The following is a 14,609-nucleotide window of genomic DNA, read 5'->3' on the forward strand; positions in this document are numbered from 1 at the left end:
ATGGATATCAAGACTGCCCTGAGCCGTATCGTCGGCCACCTGGACCTGAGCACCGCTGAAATGAGCGATGTGATGCGCGAGATCATGACCGGTCAATGCACCGACGCGCAGATCGGCGCGTTCATGATGGCCATGCGCATGAAGAGCGAGAGCATCGACGAGATCGTCGGCGCCGTGTCGGTCATGCGCGAGCTGGCGGACAAGGTTGAGCTCAAGACCCTCGATGGCGTGGTCGATGTGGTCGGCACCGGCGGCGACGGTGCGAATATTTTCAACGTGTCGACGGCGTCCTCCTTTGTGGTCGCGGCGGCGGGTTGCACCGTGGCCAAGCACGGCAACCGTGCGGTGTCCGGCAAGAGCGGCAGTGCCGACCTGCTGGAAGCGGCCGGCATCTACCTGAACCTGACCCCGGTACAAGTGGCGCGCTGCATCGACAACGTCGGCATCGGCTTCATGTTTGCCCAGTCCCACCATGGCGCGATGAAGCACGCCGCAGGCCCGCGCAAGGACCTCGGCCTGCGTACCCTGTTCAACATGCTCGGCCCGCTTACGAATCCGGCCGGTGTGAAGCACCAGGTGGTCGGCGTGTTCAGCCAGGCCCTGTGCCGGCCGCTGGCGGAAGTATTGCAACGCCTGGGCAGCAAGCATGTGCTGGTGGTGCATTCCAAGGACGGCCTGGACGAATTCAGCCTGGCAGCACCGACCTTCGTGGCGGAGTTGAAGGACGACCAGGTCACCGAATACTGGGTCGAGCCTGAAGACTTGGGCATGAAAAGCCAGAGCCTGCACGGCCTGGCGGTGGAAAGCCCGGCGGCATCGCTGGAACTGATTCGCGATGCCCTCGGGCGTCGCAAGACCGAGAACGGTCAAAAAGCGGCGGAAATGATTGTTCTGAATGCTGGCGCGGCACTTTACGCAGCCGACCACGCCTATAGTCTTAAGGAAGGTGTCGCCTTGGCCCACGATGCGCTGCACACTGGTCTGGCTCGCGAGAAGCTCGAAGAACTGGGAGCATTCACCGCAGTATTCAAGATGGAGAATGAAGGATGAGTGTGCCGACCGTTCTGGAAAAGATCCTGGCCCGCAAGGCCGAAGAAGTCGCCGAGCGCCGTGCTCGCGTCAGCCTCGCCGAGCTGGAAAGCCAGGCGAAAATCGCTGACGCACCGCGTGGTTTTGCCAATGCACTGATCAAGCAGGCCAAGGAAAAACAGCCTGCCGTCATTGCTGAAATCAAGAAGGCTTCGCCCAGCAAGGGTGTGATCCGCGAGATCTTCATTCCTGAAGACATTGCCAAGAGCTATGAGAAGGGCGGGGCGACGTGCCTCTCCGTGCTCACCGATATCGATTACTTCCAAGGCAGCGACCTGTTCCTGCAGCAGGCTCGCGCGGCGTGCAAGTTGCCGGTGATCCGCAAGGATTTCATGGTCGACCCGTACCAGATCGTCGAAGCCCGCGCCTTGGGCGCCGACTGCGTGCTGCTGATCGTCTCCGCGCTGGATGATGTGAAGATGGCGGAGCTGGCGGCCGTGGCCAAGAGTGTCGGCCTGGATGTGCTGGTCGAAGTACACGACGGTGATGAGCTGGAACGTGCGCTGAAAACCCTCGACACCCCGCTGGTGGGCGTCAACAACCGTAATCTGCACACCTTCGAAGTCAGCCTGGAAAACACCCTCGACCTGCTGCCGCGGATTCCGCGCGACCGTCTGGTGATTACCGAGAGTGGCATCGTCAACCGTGCCGATGTGGAACTGATGGAAATCAGTGGGGTGTACTCGTTCCTGGTGGGCGAGACCTTCATGCGTGCCGAGAACCCGGGGGCGGAGTTGCAGCGTCTGTTCTTCCCGGAGCGTGGCGTGGCGGTGAGTGGTTCGACCCTCGACTGACTTTCAACGTCGGTAAGTGTGGGGGCTGGCTTTTGTGGGAGCTGGCTTGCCTGCGATAGCGTCACCTTGGTGATATAGATACACCGAGGTGCCTGCATCGCAGGCAAGCCAGCTCCCACATTTGATTCTGTGCTGATCCAGAGAGGTAGGTGTTCGATGACCAAGCCAATGTCGATGACTGTCCAAGCAGGTCTTGCCGCCGAGCAAGACCTCCTGGCGGCCGTTTGCGCGGGTGAGCAGGAATTCGGCCTATTGTTCTGGCAACCCAGCGACCAAGCGCTGGTAATGCCCCGCCGCTTGAGTCGGCTGCCAGCGTTCGAAACCGCCAGCCAGGTCTCGGCGGACGCCGGTTGGCCGGTATTGCTGCGCGAAACCGGCGGCGAGCCGGTGCCGCAGTCGAGTGCCACGGTAAATATTGCCCTGGTCTACGCACCCCCACGCAGCGAAGGCGACCAAGGCCGCATCGAAACCGGTTACCAGCGTTTATGCCAGCCGATCTGCGATCTGTTGATCGAGTTGGGCGGTGACGCCTCGGTCGGTGAAATCGACGGGGCGTTTTGTGATGGTCGCTATAACGTCAACCTCAACGGTCGCAAGATGGTCGGCACTGCGCAGCGCTGGCGACAAGTCGGCGGTCGTCCGGTGGGGTTGGTGCACGGTGCGCTGTTGCTGGAAAACGATCGCGATGAGTTGATCGCGGCGGTCAATCGCTTCAACCAGGCGTGTGGCCTTGAGCAGCGGGTACGTGCCGACAGCCATATCGCCCTGCACGAAGCCTTCGCCGCGCCGGACGCCATCAGCCGGCTCGACACGTTGTACCGTCAGATGTTGGCCAGCTTCCTGCCGGCTTAACGGGTACCGAACACCACCATCGTCTTGCCTTTGACGTGCACCAGGTTGCGCTCTTCGAGGTCCTTGAGCACCCGTCCGACCATCTCCCGTGAACAGCCGACAATGCGCCCGATTTCCTGGCGCGTGACTTTGATCTGCATGCCGTCGGGATGGGTCATGGCGTCGGGCTGCTTGCACAACTCCAACAGGCAGCGCGCCACGCGGCCGGTGACATCAAAGAACGCCAGGTCGCCGACCTTGCGCGTGGTGTCGCGCAGACGCTGGGCGATTTGCCCGCTGAGGGCGTAGAGAATGTCGGGATCGTGCTGGGCCAGTTCGCGAAATTTGGCGTAACTGATCTCGGCCACTTCGCATTCGACCTTGGCGCGCACCCAGGCACTGCGCTCCTGCTCCTTGCCGGCCTGTTCAAACAGCCCCAGCTCCCCAAAGAAATCCCCGGTGTTCAGGTAGGCGATGATCATTTCACGGCCGTCTTCATCCTCGATCAGGATGGTGACCGAGCCTTTGATAATGAAGAACAGCGTTTCGGAACGCTCGCCGGCGCAGATGATGTTGTGCTTGGCCGGATAGCGCCGGCGCTGGCAGTGCATCAGCAGCTTGTCGAGATTCTTGATCTTGGGTATGGGAGTAAGAGCAACCATGGTTGTATCCCGAAAAGACTGCACGGTGTAGATGGATTTGTTTTTATACCAGCGGTATCGGCATTGATACACGCTGTACAAAGGATGGCAATGCGCCATTGAGTTGGCGCCAGCTTACCAGACACATTCTGTCTCTATTAGCCAAATTAGCCGGGAAACCCTGCTATTGATCGCTTTCATGGGAAACACTGCCGTGATCAACCCCTGTGCTAAGCTGGCGATCCTTTTTTAGCAGTGGAGTCTGGGCGATGAAGGCACGCATCCAATGGGCGGGCGAAGCCATGTTCCTCGGTGAGTCGGGCAGTGGCCATGTGGTGGTCATGGACGGCCCGCCGGAAGCCGGTGGCCGTAACCTGGGCGTACGCCCGATGGAAATGCTCCTGCTGGGTGTAGGCGGTTGCAGCAATTTTGACGTGGTCAGTATCCTGAAGAAGTCCCGCCAGGCCGTGGAAAGCTGCGAAGCGTTCCTGGAAGCCGAGCGCGCCACTGAAGATCCCAAGGTGTTCACCAAGATCCACATGCACTTTGTGGTCAAGGGGCGGGCGCTGAAGGAAGCCCAGGTCAAGCGGGCCATCGAGCTGTCGGCAGAGAAGTACTGCTCGGCGTCGATCATGCTGGGCGCGGCCGGTGTGGCCATCACCCATGATTACGAAATCATTGAGCTGGGTTGATCGCACAATCTGCTGGCAAAAAGAAAGGGCGCTTTGAAAGCGCCCTTTTTTTGCGACTCAGGCTTGCTGCAGTCAGATCCGATACGTGCTTTTGGTCATGACCTTGGCCAGCACGCTCATGCCAAACCGCACCGGAGCCGGGAAGCGAAAGCCGCCGGCATCCAGCGCGCTTTCGGCGTGGTGCTCTTCGTCGATGCGCATTTGTTCGAGAATCGCCCGCGACTTTTCGTCTTCGGCCGGCAGTTGCTCAAGGTGCTCATCCAGGTGCTTGCACACCTGATGTTCGGTTGCTGCGACAAAACCCAGGCTGACCTTGTCGCTGATCAGCCCTGCGGCGGCGCCGATGCCAAACGACAAGCCATAAAACAGCGGGTTCAGCACGCTGGGGTGGCTCCCCAGCTGGCGGATGCGTTGCTCGCACCAGGCCAGGTGGTCGATTTCTTCCTCGGCCGCATGCTCCATGGCTGCACGCACCTGCGGCAGCTTGGCGGTCAAGGCCTGGCCTTGATACAGCGCCTGGGCACAGACTTCACCGGTATGGTTGATACGCATCAGGCCAGCGACATGGCGGGTATCGGTCTCGCTCATCTGTGCATCGGGCTGCACGATGGCGGGCGACGGGCGATACGGTTGGCCGCTGAAAGGCAGCAGCGTGCGCATGGCCATGTCGGCTTGCAGCAACAGGCGATCAATCGGCGAGTAGTGACGTTGGGTAGTCATGCTGACCTCCGGGAAGAATCTCGGCGGCCAGTTTACCGCAAGAGAGGGGGAAGCGTTTGCGCTGAGTCAATTTGCCCTTGTGGTGAGGGAGCTTGCTGCCGTTCGACTACGAAGCAGTCGCAAGCTCCAACGGGGAATCAGCCCGGCGGCCAGTTCATCTGGCGCTGACCCAGCACATGCATATGGATGTGATAAACGGTCTGTCCGCCTTTCGGGTTGCAGTTCATCACCACCCGGAAGCCTTCTTCGCAGCCTTGTTCCACCGCCAGGCGCTGGGCAGTGAACAGAATATGGCCAGCCAGGGCCTTGTCTTCCTCAGTCAGGTCGTTAAGGGTGGGAATGTGTTTCTTCGGGATCACCAGGAAATGCACGGGGGCTGCCGGGTGGATGTCCTTGAAGGCAAGGACTTGATCATCTTCGTAGATGATATCCGCGGGTATTTCTCTGTTGATGATCTTGGTGAACAGAGTATCCACAGCTGTTTCTCCATTATGAAAGTGCAGGGTGAGTGTACTCAGGCAATCAGCGCGGGCAATAGGCCTTGTTGATGGCCCCGGCAATCTTGCGGGTGAGCCAGCGCGGACTGAAACGCGGGCTGAAGGCGATCCAGCGGTTGCGTCGGCCGGGAATGATGATGGCTTTGTTCTTTTCCAGCGCACGCACGGTGTAAAGCGCAACTTCTTCCGGGCTCATCAGCTTGTCGCTGCCCTCGAGCTTGGCCGTGTCCATTTGCGCGGTGCCGTAGAACGCGGTACGCGTCGGGCCCGGGCAGAGCACCGAGACCTTGATGCCACAGGTCTTGAGTTCTTCACGCAGTCCTTCGGAGAAGTGCAGTACATAGGCCTTGCTGGCGTAATAGCTGCTCATCCACGGGCCGGGCTGGAACGCTGCGACCGAGGCAACGTTGAGGATCTGCCCGCCGCCATGCAGCGCCATGGCATTGCCAAGGGCGTGACACATGCGGGTCAGGGCCAGGATGTTGACTTCGATCAGATCCTGCTCGGTCATCCAGTCCTGGGCCAGGAATGGGCCGCTGGTGCCGATACCGGCGCAGTTCACCAGCAAATCGATCTGCCGCTCGCCTTCTTCCAGCTCCAGCAGGAACCCGGACAAGCGCAGTGGCTCGCCCAGGTCGCAGGCGCGAAACAGCACTTCGACGCCAAAGCGTTGAGTCAATTCGATTGCAATGCTTTCCAACTGATCACGCTGGCGGGCCACCAGAATCAAGCTGCGGCCGCGACGGGCAAGGGCTTCGGCCAAGGCCAGGCCGATGCCGCTGGAGGCACCGGTGATCAGAGCGTAACGGGTCATGCCTTTCTCCATCGCAACGCCCCCGGCCTGTGACGGAGGCATCACAGGCGGCGGGCGTTTCTTTACTGTTCTGGAGAGTCTACAGGTTCGGCCGCTTCGTCAGCACTTTGCGCGTCGTCTTCCTCGACAGTGGCGGCTTGATCGGCGTCGTCATCGGAGGTGATGGAGCTGCTTTCGTAGCTGCTGTCCATGTTGGCTTCGAGCTGGTCCAGGTAGCCGTTCATGCCCAGCGTGACGACGATGGCCAGCACCACCGGGATAAACGCCAGCCACAACGTGGCGAGGACTTTTACCGCCGTGGAGTTGCGCGGAGGCGGTGCGCCGTATTGGTTGGCGCCCGCATTACCTGGCAATACCAGCAGCAGGATCGGGAAGACGCTGTTCACCAGAGGTACGAGGTTCAGAAAGTACAGCCAGCCGGACCATCCCAGGTCGTGCAGGCGCTGCACACCGATTTGCACGCTGACCCACACCAGCGCAACGAACAATGCCAGGCCGAGCACCACGCCAATGAGGGTGCCCAATACTGGCGAGGCCGTGGCTACCGCGAAACTGACGGTGCTGATAATGCCGCCAGCCACCAGCAGCGCGAGAGTCAATACCAGCGTCCAGGCCAGATACCGCAGACGGCCAATGCGCCCGTGGATGGTAAAGACCTTGAGGGTGGCGTATTCCGGCAGTTCATCGCCCACGGTGGCGCGTGGCGGGGCGTAAGGTGAGGCCGCCGGGCGCGAGTAATCGGTGTTGGAGGACTCCGTCTCGTGGGTTTCGGCGAGGCTGAAGGCCACTGGTTGTTCGGGTTCGATGCGCGCATCCACCCCGGCGTTTTTCAGCGCAGTAAGGTAGGTTTCGGCATCCGGACGGGATAGATCGCGTTTGAGTGCAACCGGGCGGCCAGTGAAGAGTTTCTCGATGGCTTCGACTTCACTCTTGAACAGCTCGGCCAGGTTCAGTTTGGCCGTGGTGCTTTCGACACCCGGGAGCAAGGCTCCATCAAACACAATCTTGAAACGGTTGTCGCTCATGCGGGCTTCCTTGTCACTTGTTCAGGGAGGTGGTGCAGGCTTGCCGGATCGGCAGGCCTTGCGATGGGTTCAGCGCGGCCAGCGCAATTGTGCGGCCTGCTCGCGCGCCTTGCGGTATTCGGCATCCAGGCGGGCAACGAGTTCATCGACGCTGGGCAAATCGTCAATCTCGCCGACACCCTGGCCGGCAGACCATACCGTCTTCCAGGCTTTCGCTTCGTCGCTCAACGGCTTGAGCTTGGAGCCGAAGTTGACTTCGCCCTTGCCTTGCAGCGCAGCCAGGTCGAAACCGGCGTTTTCCAGGCTCTGGCGCATGAAGCTGGCAGGCACGCCGGAGACAGCGGGAGTGTGCACGATGTCGGCGGCGCGCGATGTGAGCAGCATCTCTTTATAGGCATCCGGGGCGTGGCTTTCGGTGGTGCCGATAAAGCGCGTGCCGAAATACGCCAGGTCTGCGCCCAACAACTGGGCCGCGAGGATTTCGTGTCCATGGTTGAGGCAGCCGGCCAGCAGCAGGGTCTTGTCGAAGAACTGGCGAATCTCGGCGATCAGTGCGAATGGGCTCCAGGTGCCAGCATGACCACCGGCTCCGGCGGCTACGGCAATCAAGCCATCCACGCCGGCTTCAGCGGCCTTTTCGGCATGGCGCCGGGTCGTGACATCGTGGAACACCAAGCCGCCGTAGCTGTGGACGGCATCCACCAGCTCCTTCACTGCACCGAGGCTGGTGATGACGATGGGCACCTTGTGCTCGACGCAGATCGCCAGGTCAGCCTCAAGCCGTGGGTTGCTGTTATGCACGATCAGGTTGACGGCATACGGCGCGGGATTGTCCAACTGCGCCAGGCCCGCTTCGATTTCCTCCAGCCAAGCCTTGAAGCCGCTGCTCTCGCGCTGATTGAGCGCCGGAAAGCTGCCGACCACCCCGTTGCGACAGCACGCCAGGACCAGCTGGGGGTTGGAAATCAGAAACATCGGCGCAGCGACGACCGGCAGGCGCAGACGTTGTTCAAGCAAAGCGGGCAGCGACATTGGAGGTACCCCGAGTAATTGAAATTAGAACGGTTTGACCACGACCAAAATTACGATAGCCAGCAATATCAGAACGGGCACTTCATTGAACCAGCGATAAAAGACATGGCTGCGGGTGTTTTCGCCACGGGCGAAGCGTTTTACCTGCGCGCCGCACATGTGGTGGTAGCCGATCAGCAACACCACCAGGGTGAGCTTGGCGTGGATCCAGGCGCCGGATTTAAAGATCGCAGGGTTGAGCGCAATCAGCCAGATGCCGAATACCAGGCTGGCGACCATCGCCGGGCCCATGATGCCGCGGTAGAGCTTGCGCTCCATGATGCTGAAGCGTTCCTTGCTGACGGTGTCTTCGCTTTGGGCGTGGTAGACAAACAGGCGTGGCAGGTAGAACAACCCGGCAAACCAGCAGACGATGCTGACGATGTGGAAGGCTTTGATCCATAGATAGAGCATTTCTAGTTATTCCCAGGTTCACGGTAACTGAAGATAGTAGTGGCTCATGCGCCCGTACGTCACGTTGACGGTTGTCGCAGGACGATACGGCCCCTATTATCGACGGCTTTCCAGTGGGTTCGTTGAGGGCAGGTTTATGGTCAAGGTCGGTATCGTCGGCGGCACGGGTTACACCGGTGTCGAATTGCTGCGTCTGTTGGCTCAGCATCCGCAAGCTGAGGTGGTGGTCATCACTTCCCGATCCGAGGCCGGGCTGGCCGTGGCCGATATGTACCCGAACCTGCGCGGCCACTATGACGGCCTGGCGTTCAGCGTTCCGGACATCAAGACACTGGGCGCCTGCGATGTGGTGTTCTTTGCCACTCCTCACGGCGTTGCTCACGCGTTGGCTGGCGAATTGCTGGCTGCGGGCACCAAGGTGATCGACTTGTCGGCGGACTTTCGCCTGCAGGATGCCGATGAGTGGGCCAAGTGGTACGGCCAGCCCCACGGTGCGCCGCAATTGCTGGAGGAAGCGGTCTACGGCCTGCCGGAAGTCAATCGTGAGCAGATCAAGCAAGCGCGCCTGATCGCGGTACCGGGGTGCTATCCCACCGCCACGCAGTTGGGTTTCCTGCCATTGCTGGAAGCGGGCCTGGCGGATGCTTCGCGCCTGATCGCGGACTGCAAGTCGGGTGTGAGTGGCGCCGGTCGTGGTGCGGCTGTGGGTTCGCTGTACTCCGAGACGTCGGAAAGCATGAAGGCGTACGCGGTAAAAGGGCATCGCCATCTGCCGGAAATCCGCCAAGGGCTGCGCCGTGCCGCAGGTAAGGAGGTGGGCCTGACTTTCGTGCCGCATCTGACGCCGATGATCCGTGGCATTCACTCCACACTGTACGCAACCGTGGTCGATCGGTCGGTGGATCTGCAGGCATTGTTTGAAAAGCGCTACGCCAATGAACCGTTCGTCGACGTAATGCCAGCCGGCAGCCACCCGGAAACCCGCAGCGTGCGCGGCGCCAACGTGTGCCGGATTGCCGTGCATCGTCCTCAGGATGGCGATCTGGTCGTGGTGCTGTCGGTGATCGACAACCTGGTCAAGGGTGCGTCGGGCCAGGCGGTGCAGAACATGAACATCCTGTTTGGCCTGGATGAGAAGCTGGGCTTGTCCCACGCGGGCATGCTGCCTTAAAAACAGCTTCAAGGTGTAAGTGGCAAGCTCGAAGCTCATGGCGTGAAGCTTGCCACTGCTCCCATAATAGTTGACCGCTTTTCTAGGAGAAGCGGATAATGCCGGCCATTACGCATATGGCGGCGCTACGCCGGGAGATTATCAGCATGAGCGTTGAATCCTTCACCCCCACGGCTTTGCAATTCACCCACGGTGCTGCGCACAAGGTGAAGAGCCTGGTCGATGAAGAGGGTAATGATCGCTTGAAGCTGCGCGTATTCGTTACGGGCGGCGGTTGTTCAGGGTTTCAGTACGGTTTTACCTTCGATGAAGATGTGGCCGATGACGACACCATCGTCGAGCGCGAGGGCGTGAGCCTGGTCGTGGATCCGATGAGCTTCCAATACCTGGCAGGTGCCGAGGTGGATTACCAGGAAGGTCTGGAGGGGTCGCGTTTCGTGATCAAGAACCCTAACGCTACCACTACCTGTGGTTGCGGGTCTTCGTTCTCGATCTGATCGACGTCCTGGTCTGCAACGGATACAAAAACGCCGCTTGGCTTTGATCGGCCAAGCGGCGTTTTGCTGTCTGGGTATTGTTACGCGGGGTAAATGGCACCCAGTATCCGCAGTCCGCGTGCACCGGTGACGCTCGGGCGGTTGGCGGCAATGCCTGCCAGGCAGCAATGGGCCAGCCAGGCGAAGGCCATCGCTTCGACCCAGTCGGGGTCTACGCCGAAAGTGGCAGTACTGCTGACCTGGGTCGCAGGGAGCAGCGCGGCCAGCCGCTTCATCAGTGTGCCATTGTGGGCGCCGCCGCCACAGACCAGCAGGGTCTCTGTCTGGGCCTGTGCAGCCTGCAAGGACTCCACGATGGTCTGGGCCGTCAGTTCCAGCAGGGTAGCCTGGACATTTTGGGGCTCGAACACGGGCAAGCATGCGAGGTGTTGTTGCAGCCACTCGAGGTTGAACACTTCGCGCCCGGTGCTTTTCGGGCCTTGGGTCTGGAAGAAGGGATCGGCCAGCAGCGCGTTGAGCAGTTGGGGTTCTACCTTGCCGCTGGCAGACCACTGGCCGTCGCGATCAAAGTGTTCGCCGCGCTGCAGCTGAATCCAGGCGTCCAACAAGACGTTGCCCGGGCCGCAGTCGAAACCGGCGACAGGCTTGCCGGTCTCGATCAGGCTGAGATTGCTGAAGCCTCCCACATTCAATACGGCACGGTTGCCGGTGCGTTCACCAAACAATGCTTCATGAAACGCGGGCACCAATGGCGCGCCCTGGCCGCCGGCAGCTACATCGCGGCTGCGAAAGTCACTGACAACGGTGATGCCTGTCAGCTCTGTGAGTAGAGCAGGGTTGCCAATCTGCACCGTAAAACCCCGAGCGGGTTCGTGGCGGATGGTCTGGCCATGGCTGCCAATCGCGCGGATTTCCTGGGGCTTGAGGTTTTGCTGCTCGAGCAAGGCGTGAATGCCTTGCGCGGCGAGTTCTACCCAGTGCTGCTGGGCGATGGCCGAGCGCGCTATCTCATCCGGGCCGCTGGCGCAAAGACCCAGCAGCTCGGTGCGCAGGGCGCTGGGCATGGGGATGTAGTGCGTGGCGATCAGTTTGATCGCCGGGTCTTGTTCGATCAGGGCTATGTCCAGGCCATCGAGGCTGGTCCCGGACATCACACCTATATAGCGTGGCATGGCTTAGCGCTTCGCCGAGGCGAGCAGGGTGGAGCGCTCCTGGTCCATGCGCGCCATCAGCGGCTGGCTTTGTTGCAGGAAGCGGGCGCGCTCGGCCTTGGCGATCGGGTCGGCCATTGGCAGTTTCTGGCCCAGTGGGTCGACGTGCACGCCATTCACCTGGAACTCGTAGTGCAAGTGCGGGCCGGTCGACAGGCCGGTGGTGCCGATGTAGCCGATCACCTGGCCTTGCTTGACATTACTGCCGGTCGACACGCCCTTGGCGAAGCCCTGCATGTGGCCATACAGCGTGCGGTAGGTATTGCCGTGCTGGATGATCACGGTATTGCCGTAACCGCCGCGACGTCCGGCCAGCAGCACCTTGCCGTCACCGGCTGCCTTGATGGGCGTGCCGCGCGGGGCTGCATAGTCCACGCCCTTGTGAGCGCGAATTTTGTTCAGAATTGGATGCTTGCGACCCATGGAGAAACGCGAGCTAATACGAGCGAAGTCTACCGGGGTGCGGATGAAGGCCTTGCGCATGCTATTGCCATCGGCGGTGTAGTAGCTGCTGTTGCCTTGCTTGTTGGTGTAGCGCACGGCGGTGTAGGTCTTGCCGCGGTTGGTGAAGCGCGCGGAGAGAATATTGCCGGTACCGACCACTTTGCCGTTGGCGACTTTCTGCTCGTAGATCACGTCGAATTCGTCGCCCTGGCGGATGTCCTGGGCGAAGTCGATGTCGTAGCCAAACACGCTGGCCATGTCCATGGTCATGCTATGGGACAAGCCGGCGCGTGCGGCGGATTGTGACAGCGAACTGTTGATCACGCCGTGGACGTAGGCGGAGCGCATCACCGGCTTGGTGGTAATGCGGTTGAAGGCGAAGCCTTTGGCGCCCTTGGTCAGGGTGATGCTTTCAAGGTCGCTGACATTGCTGTGCAGGTTGTTCAGCTGGCCATCGGGAGTGAATTCGAATTCAAGCTTTTGGCCATGTTTTAGCTGGGTGAATTGCTTGGCTTGTTTGTCGCTGGCCAGTACCTCGTTAACGGTAGTGGCAGGGAGGCCGACTTTCCCGAACAGGGTCGACAGGGTGTCGCCCTTGGCCACGATCACTTCGCGGTGCAGAGGGTTCTTGGCCGCGTCAGCAGCAGGTACAGGCTGGTCCTGGGTTGCCTGCTGGGTGTCTTCGGGGCTGCTTTCTATCTGTGCGAACGGCGATTCGGTTGGCGCATTTGTGGCTTGTTGTGCGTCGGAAGCGTCTTGATCTTGTGTGAGTTGTTCAACCGGGCTTTCCAGGTCAAGGCTCAGGGATGTTCGTTTGGCTTCTACGTCACTGGAAGGGAATACCAGGAGTGCCAGGCTGAGAAGGGCGGCGATACCACTTGCTGCGAGCAGGTGGGTCTTCGGGTAAAGCGGCGGCGCTTTAGACGGTTCTGTGGTCATAAGTAATTTTGACTTTGAAGATGAAATGGAAAAGATGAATGACATGATGAAGATGAAATAACTGTATAAAATATAACCAAATCATCTGTGGCGCAAGCTCGCGAACGCTGGGCTTGCTGAACGGTGTCCGTGCGCAGGGCAAAACTTGTAATTAGTCCCTGATCTTGTATGGTTGGTTCCCTTTTGAATCTGAGCCTTGCGGGTCTGTTATGAAGTCGGTTGAAGAGCAGCTAGCGCTGATAAAACGTGGTGCGGAAGAACTGTTGGTCGAGGCCGAGCTGATCGAAAAGCTCAAGCGTGGCCAGCCCCTGCGTATCAAGGCTGGCTTTGATCCGACGGCGCCGGATCTGCACCTGGGGCATACCGTGCTTATTAATAAGCTGCGCCAGTTCCAGGAGCTGGGGCACCAGGTCATCTTCCTTATAGGTGACTTCACCGGGATGATCGGTGATCCGAGTGGCAAGAGTGCAACGCGTCCGCCGCTGACGCGCGAGCAGGTTCTCGACAATGCCGAGACCTACAAGACTCAGGTGTTCAAGATTCTCGATCCGGCGAAAACCGAGGTGGCGTTCAACTCCACCTGGATGGATCAGATGGGGCCGGCGGATTTCATTCGCCTGACCTCCCAGTACACCGTGGCGCGCATGCTTGAGCGCGATGACTTCGACAAGCGTTACTCGACAAATCAGCCGATCGCCATTCATGAGTTCCTATATCCGCTGGTTCAGGGCTATGACTCGGTAGCGTTGCGTGCTGACGTTGAGTTGGGCGGCACCGACCAGAAGTTCAACCTGTTGATGGGGCGTGAACTGCAGCGTGCTTATGGGCAGGAGGCCCAGTGCATTCTGACCATGCCGTTGCTGGAAGGGCTGGATGGCGTCAAGAAGATGTCCAAGTCCCTGGGCAACTATGTCGGCATCCAGGAGGCGCCGGGCGTGATGTACGGCAAGCTGGTTTCCATTCCCGACGCGCTGATGTGGCGCTACTTCGAGCTGTTGAGCTTCCGCTCCATGGATGAGATCAATGCCCTGCGCGCTGATGTCGAGGCGGGCGCCAATCCGCGTGACGTCAAGATCAAGCTGGCTGAAGAGATCGTTGCGCGCTTCCATGGTGAAGAGGCGGCGGCCAGTGCGCATCGCGCGGCGGGCAATCGCATGAAGGATGGCGAGCTGCCGGATGATCTGCCGGAGATTGAGCTGTCTGCCGCTGAGGCGATGCCGATTGCTGCCGTGCTTAATAAGGCAGGCCTGGTCAAAAACTCGGCGGTTGCGCGTGACCTCCTGGGTTCCGGTGGTGTGCGTATAGATGGTGAGGTTGTCGATCGCACCTTTATATACGCGCTGGGCGCTACCCACGTCTGCCAGGCCGGGAAGAAGGCATTTGCGCGTATTACGCTCAAATCCGAATAAACCTAAAATTAAGTGTTGACGGCGAATTATATCTGTCTATAATTCGCCCCACTTCCGGCGCAGTCGAGACGGAAAACTCCTTGGTAAACAAAGAGTTACGCGAGATTCGACAGCGGCTTGCTTCAGTTCATCGAAGCCCGGAGGGAGTTGGTAGAGCAGGGTTGTTTGGCTCTATTAACGTTTCGATCCTCTCGGTCGAAAGCGGAGAAAAAGAGGTGTTGACAGCAGCGTATAACGCTGTAGAATTCGCCTCCCGCTAACGAGATATCGGAGGCGCAAGTGGTTGAAGTTGTTGAAGAAATCTTCGAAAACTTCTGAAAATAATCACTTGACAGCAAATGAGGCTGCTG

16 protein-coding genes are annotated in these 14,609 nt (G+C 59.8%); 7 read left to right on the top strand and 9 right to left on the bottom strand.

All coding sequences use genetic code 11. The annotated features are described in order from the left end of the window. The 3 genes from trpD (at position 1) to AC07OJ_RS14530 (ending at position 2,735) form a co-directional block, all read left to right on the top strand. Positions 1 to 1,050 (top strand): anthranilate phosphoribosyltransferase, encoded by a 1,050-nt coding sequence (gene trpD, locus AC07OJ_RS14520; RefSeq protein ID WP_065904599.1) that lies wholly within the window; start codon positions 1 to 3, stop codon positions 1,048 to 1,050. Then, positions 1,047 to 1,883, top strand: a complete 837-nt coding sequence (trpC, locus tag AC07OJ_RS14525; RefSeq protein ID WP_065904597.1) for an indole-3-glycerol phosphate synthase TrpC — start codon at positions 1,047 to 1,049, stop codon at positions 1,881 to 1,883. Before trpD ends, trpC begins: the two co-directional genes overlap by 4 nt. Before the next feature lie 156 nt (positions 1,884 to 2,039). Further along, complete coding sequence (locus tag AC07OJ_RS14530) at positions 2,040 to 2,735, top strand: lipoate--protein ligase family protein (protein WP_120450174.1); 696 nt, start codon at positions 2,040 to 2,042, stop codon at positions 2,733 to 2,735. Here the strand turns inward: AC07OJ_RS14530 and crp are convergent. Continuing rightward, positions 2,732 to 3,376, bottom strand: a complete 645-nt coding sequence (gene crp, locus AC07OJ_RS14535) for a cAMP-activated global transcriptional regulator CRP (protein ID WP_065904593.1) — start codon at positions 3,374 to 3,376, stop codon at positions 2,732 to 2,734. The genes AC07OJ_RS14530 and crp overlap by 4 nt on opposite strands. 248 nt (positions 3,377 to 3,624) lie before the next feature. Here crp and AC07OJ_RS14540 point away from each other — a divergent pair, with 248 nt between their 5' ends. After that, positions 3,625 to 4,047, top strand: a complete 423-nt coding sequence (locus tag AC07OJ_RS14540; RefSeq protein WP_005792019.1) for an OsmC family protein — start codon at positions 3,625 to 3,627, stop codon at positions 4,045 to 4,047. Positions 4,048 to 4,119: 72 nt separating this feature from the next. On the opposite strand, the gene coq7 is transcribed toward AC07OJ_RS14540, so the two are convergent. From coq7 to hemJ, 6 genes are all read right to left on the bottom strand, one after another. Beyond that, complete coding sequence (coq7, locus tag AC07OJ_RS14545) at positions 4,120 to 4,767, bottom strand: 2-polyprenyl-3-methyl-6-methoxy-1,4-benzoquinone monooxygenase (RefSeq protein ID WP_017138087.1); 648 nt, start codon at positions 4,765 to 4,767, stop codon at positions 4,120 to 4,122. Between the two features lie 137 nt (positions 4,768 to 4,904). Then, positions 4,905 to 5,243, bottom strand: coding sequence for a histidine triad nucleotide-binding protein (locus AC07OJ_RS14550; RefSeq protein WP_010206940.1), 339 nt, complete (start codon positions 5,241 to 5,243; stop codon positions 4,905 to 4,907). 46 nt (positions 5,244 to 5,289) lie between these two features. Further along, positions 5,290 to 6,078, bottom strand: coding sequence for an SDR family NAD(P)-dependent oxidoreductase (locus AC07OJ_RS14555; RefSeq protein ID WP_065904592.1), 789 nt, complete (start codon positions 6,076 to 6,078; stop codon positions 5,290 to 5,292). Positions 6,079 to 6,140: 62 nt separating this feature from the next. Next, positions 6,141 to 7,103, bottom strand: coding sequence for a DUF805 domain-containing protein (locus AC07OJ_RS14560; protein WP_201145991.1), 963 nt, complete (start codon positions 7,101 to 7,103; stop codon positions 6,141 to 6,143). Positions 7,104 to 7,172: 69 nt separating this feature from the next. Then, positions 7,173 to 8,135 (bottom strand): NAD(P)H-dependent flavin oxidoreductase, encoded by a 963-nt coding sequence (locus AC07OJ_RS14565; protein ID WP_065904588.1) that lies wholly within the window; start codon positions 8,133 to 8,135, stop codon positions 7,173 to 7,175. 24 nt (positions 8,136 to 8,159) lie between these two features. Continuing rightward, entirely contained in the window at positions 8,160 to 8,588 is a 429-nt protein-coding gene (hemJ, locus tag AC07OJ_RS14570; RefSeq protein ID WP_106802486.1) for a protoporphyrinogen oxidase HemJ, read from the bottom strand. A gap of 136 nt (positions 8,589 to 8,724) precedes the next feature. On the opposite strand from hemJ, the gene argC reads away from it, so the two are divergent. Together argC and erpA are read left to right on the top strand one after the other, a co-directional pair. Next, on the top strand, positions 8,725 to 9,759 hold the full coding sequence (argC, locus tag AC07OJ_RS14575; protein WP_106802487.1) for an N-acetyl-gamma-glutamyl-phosphate reductase: 1,035 nt from the start codon (positions 8,725 to 8,727) through the stop codon (positions 9,757 to 9,759). 146 nt (positions 9,760 to 9,905) lie between these two features. Next, positions 9,906 to 10,256, top strand: a complete 351-nt coding sequence (gene erpA, locus AC07OJ_RS14580; RefSeq protein WP_003176443.1) for an iron-sulfur cluster insertion protein ErpA — start codon at positions 9,906 to 9,908, stop codon at positions 10,254 to 10,256. Positions 10,257 to 10,336: 80 nt separating this feature from the next. Here the strand turns inward: erpA and AC07OJ_RS14585 are convergent, their stop codons facing one another. Together AC07OJ_RS14585 and AC07OJ_RS14590 are read right to left on the bottom strand one after the other, a co-directional pair. Next, the gene (locus AC07OJ_RS14585) at positions 10,337 to 11,428 is read right to left on the bottom strand and encodes an anhydro-N-acetylmuramic acid kinase (RefSeq protein ID WP_495094710.1); all 1,092 of its coding nucleotides are present in this window, start codon (positions 11,426 to 11,428) and stop codon (positions 10,337 to 10,339) included. Between the two features lie 3 nt (positions 11,429 to 11,431). Beyond that, complete coding sequence (locus AC07OJ_RS14590) at positions 11,432 to 12,850, bottom strand: peptidoglycan DD-metalloendopeptidase family protein (RefSeq protein WP_315415547.1); 1,419 nt, start codon at positions 12,848 to 12,850, stop codon at positions 11,432 to 11,434. A 209-nt stretch (positions 12,851 to 13,059) separates the two neighbouring features. Between AC07OJ_RS14590 and tyrS the strand changes: the two genes are divergently transcribed. Further along, positions 13,060 to 14,259, top strand: a complete 1,200-nt coding sequence (gene tyrS / locus AC07OJ_RS14595; protein ID WP_065904579.1) for a tyrosine--tRNA ligase — start codon at positions 13,060 to 13,062, stop codon at positions 14,257 to 14,259. Positions 14,260 to 14,609 lie beyond the last annotated feature (350 nt).

This window comes from Pseudomonas sp. GW821-FHT09C08, assembly GCF_059418125.1.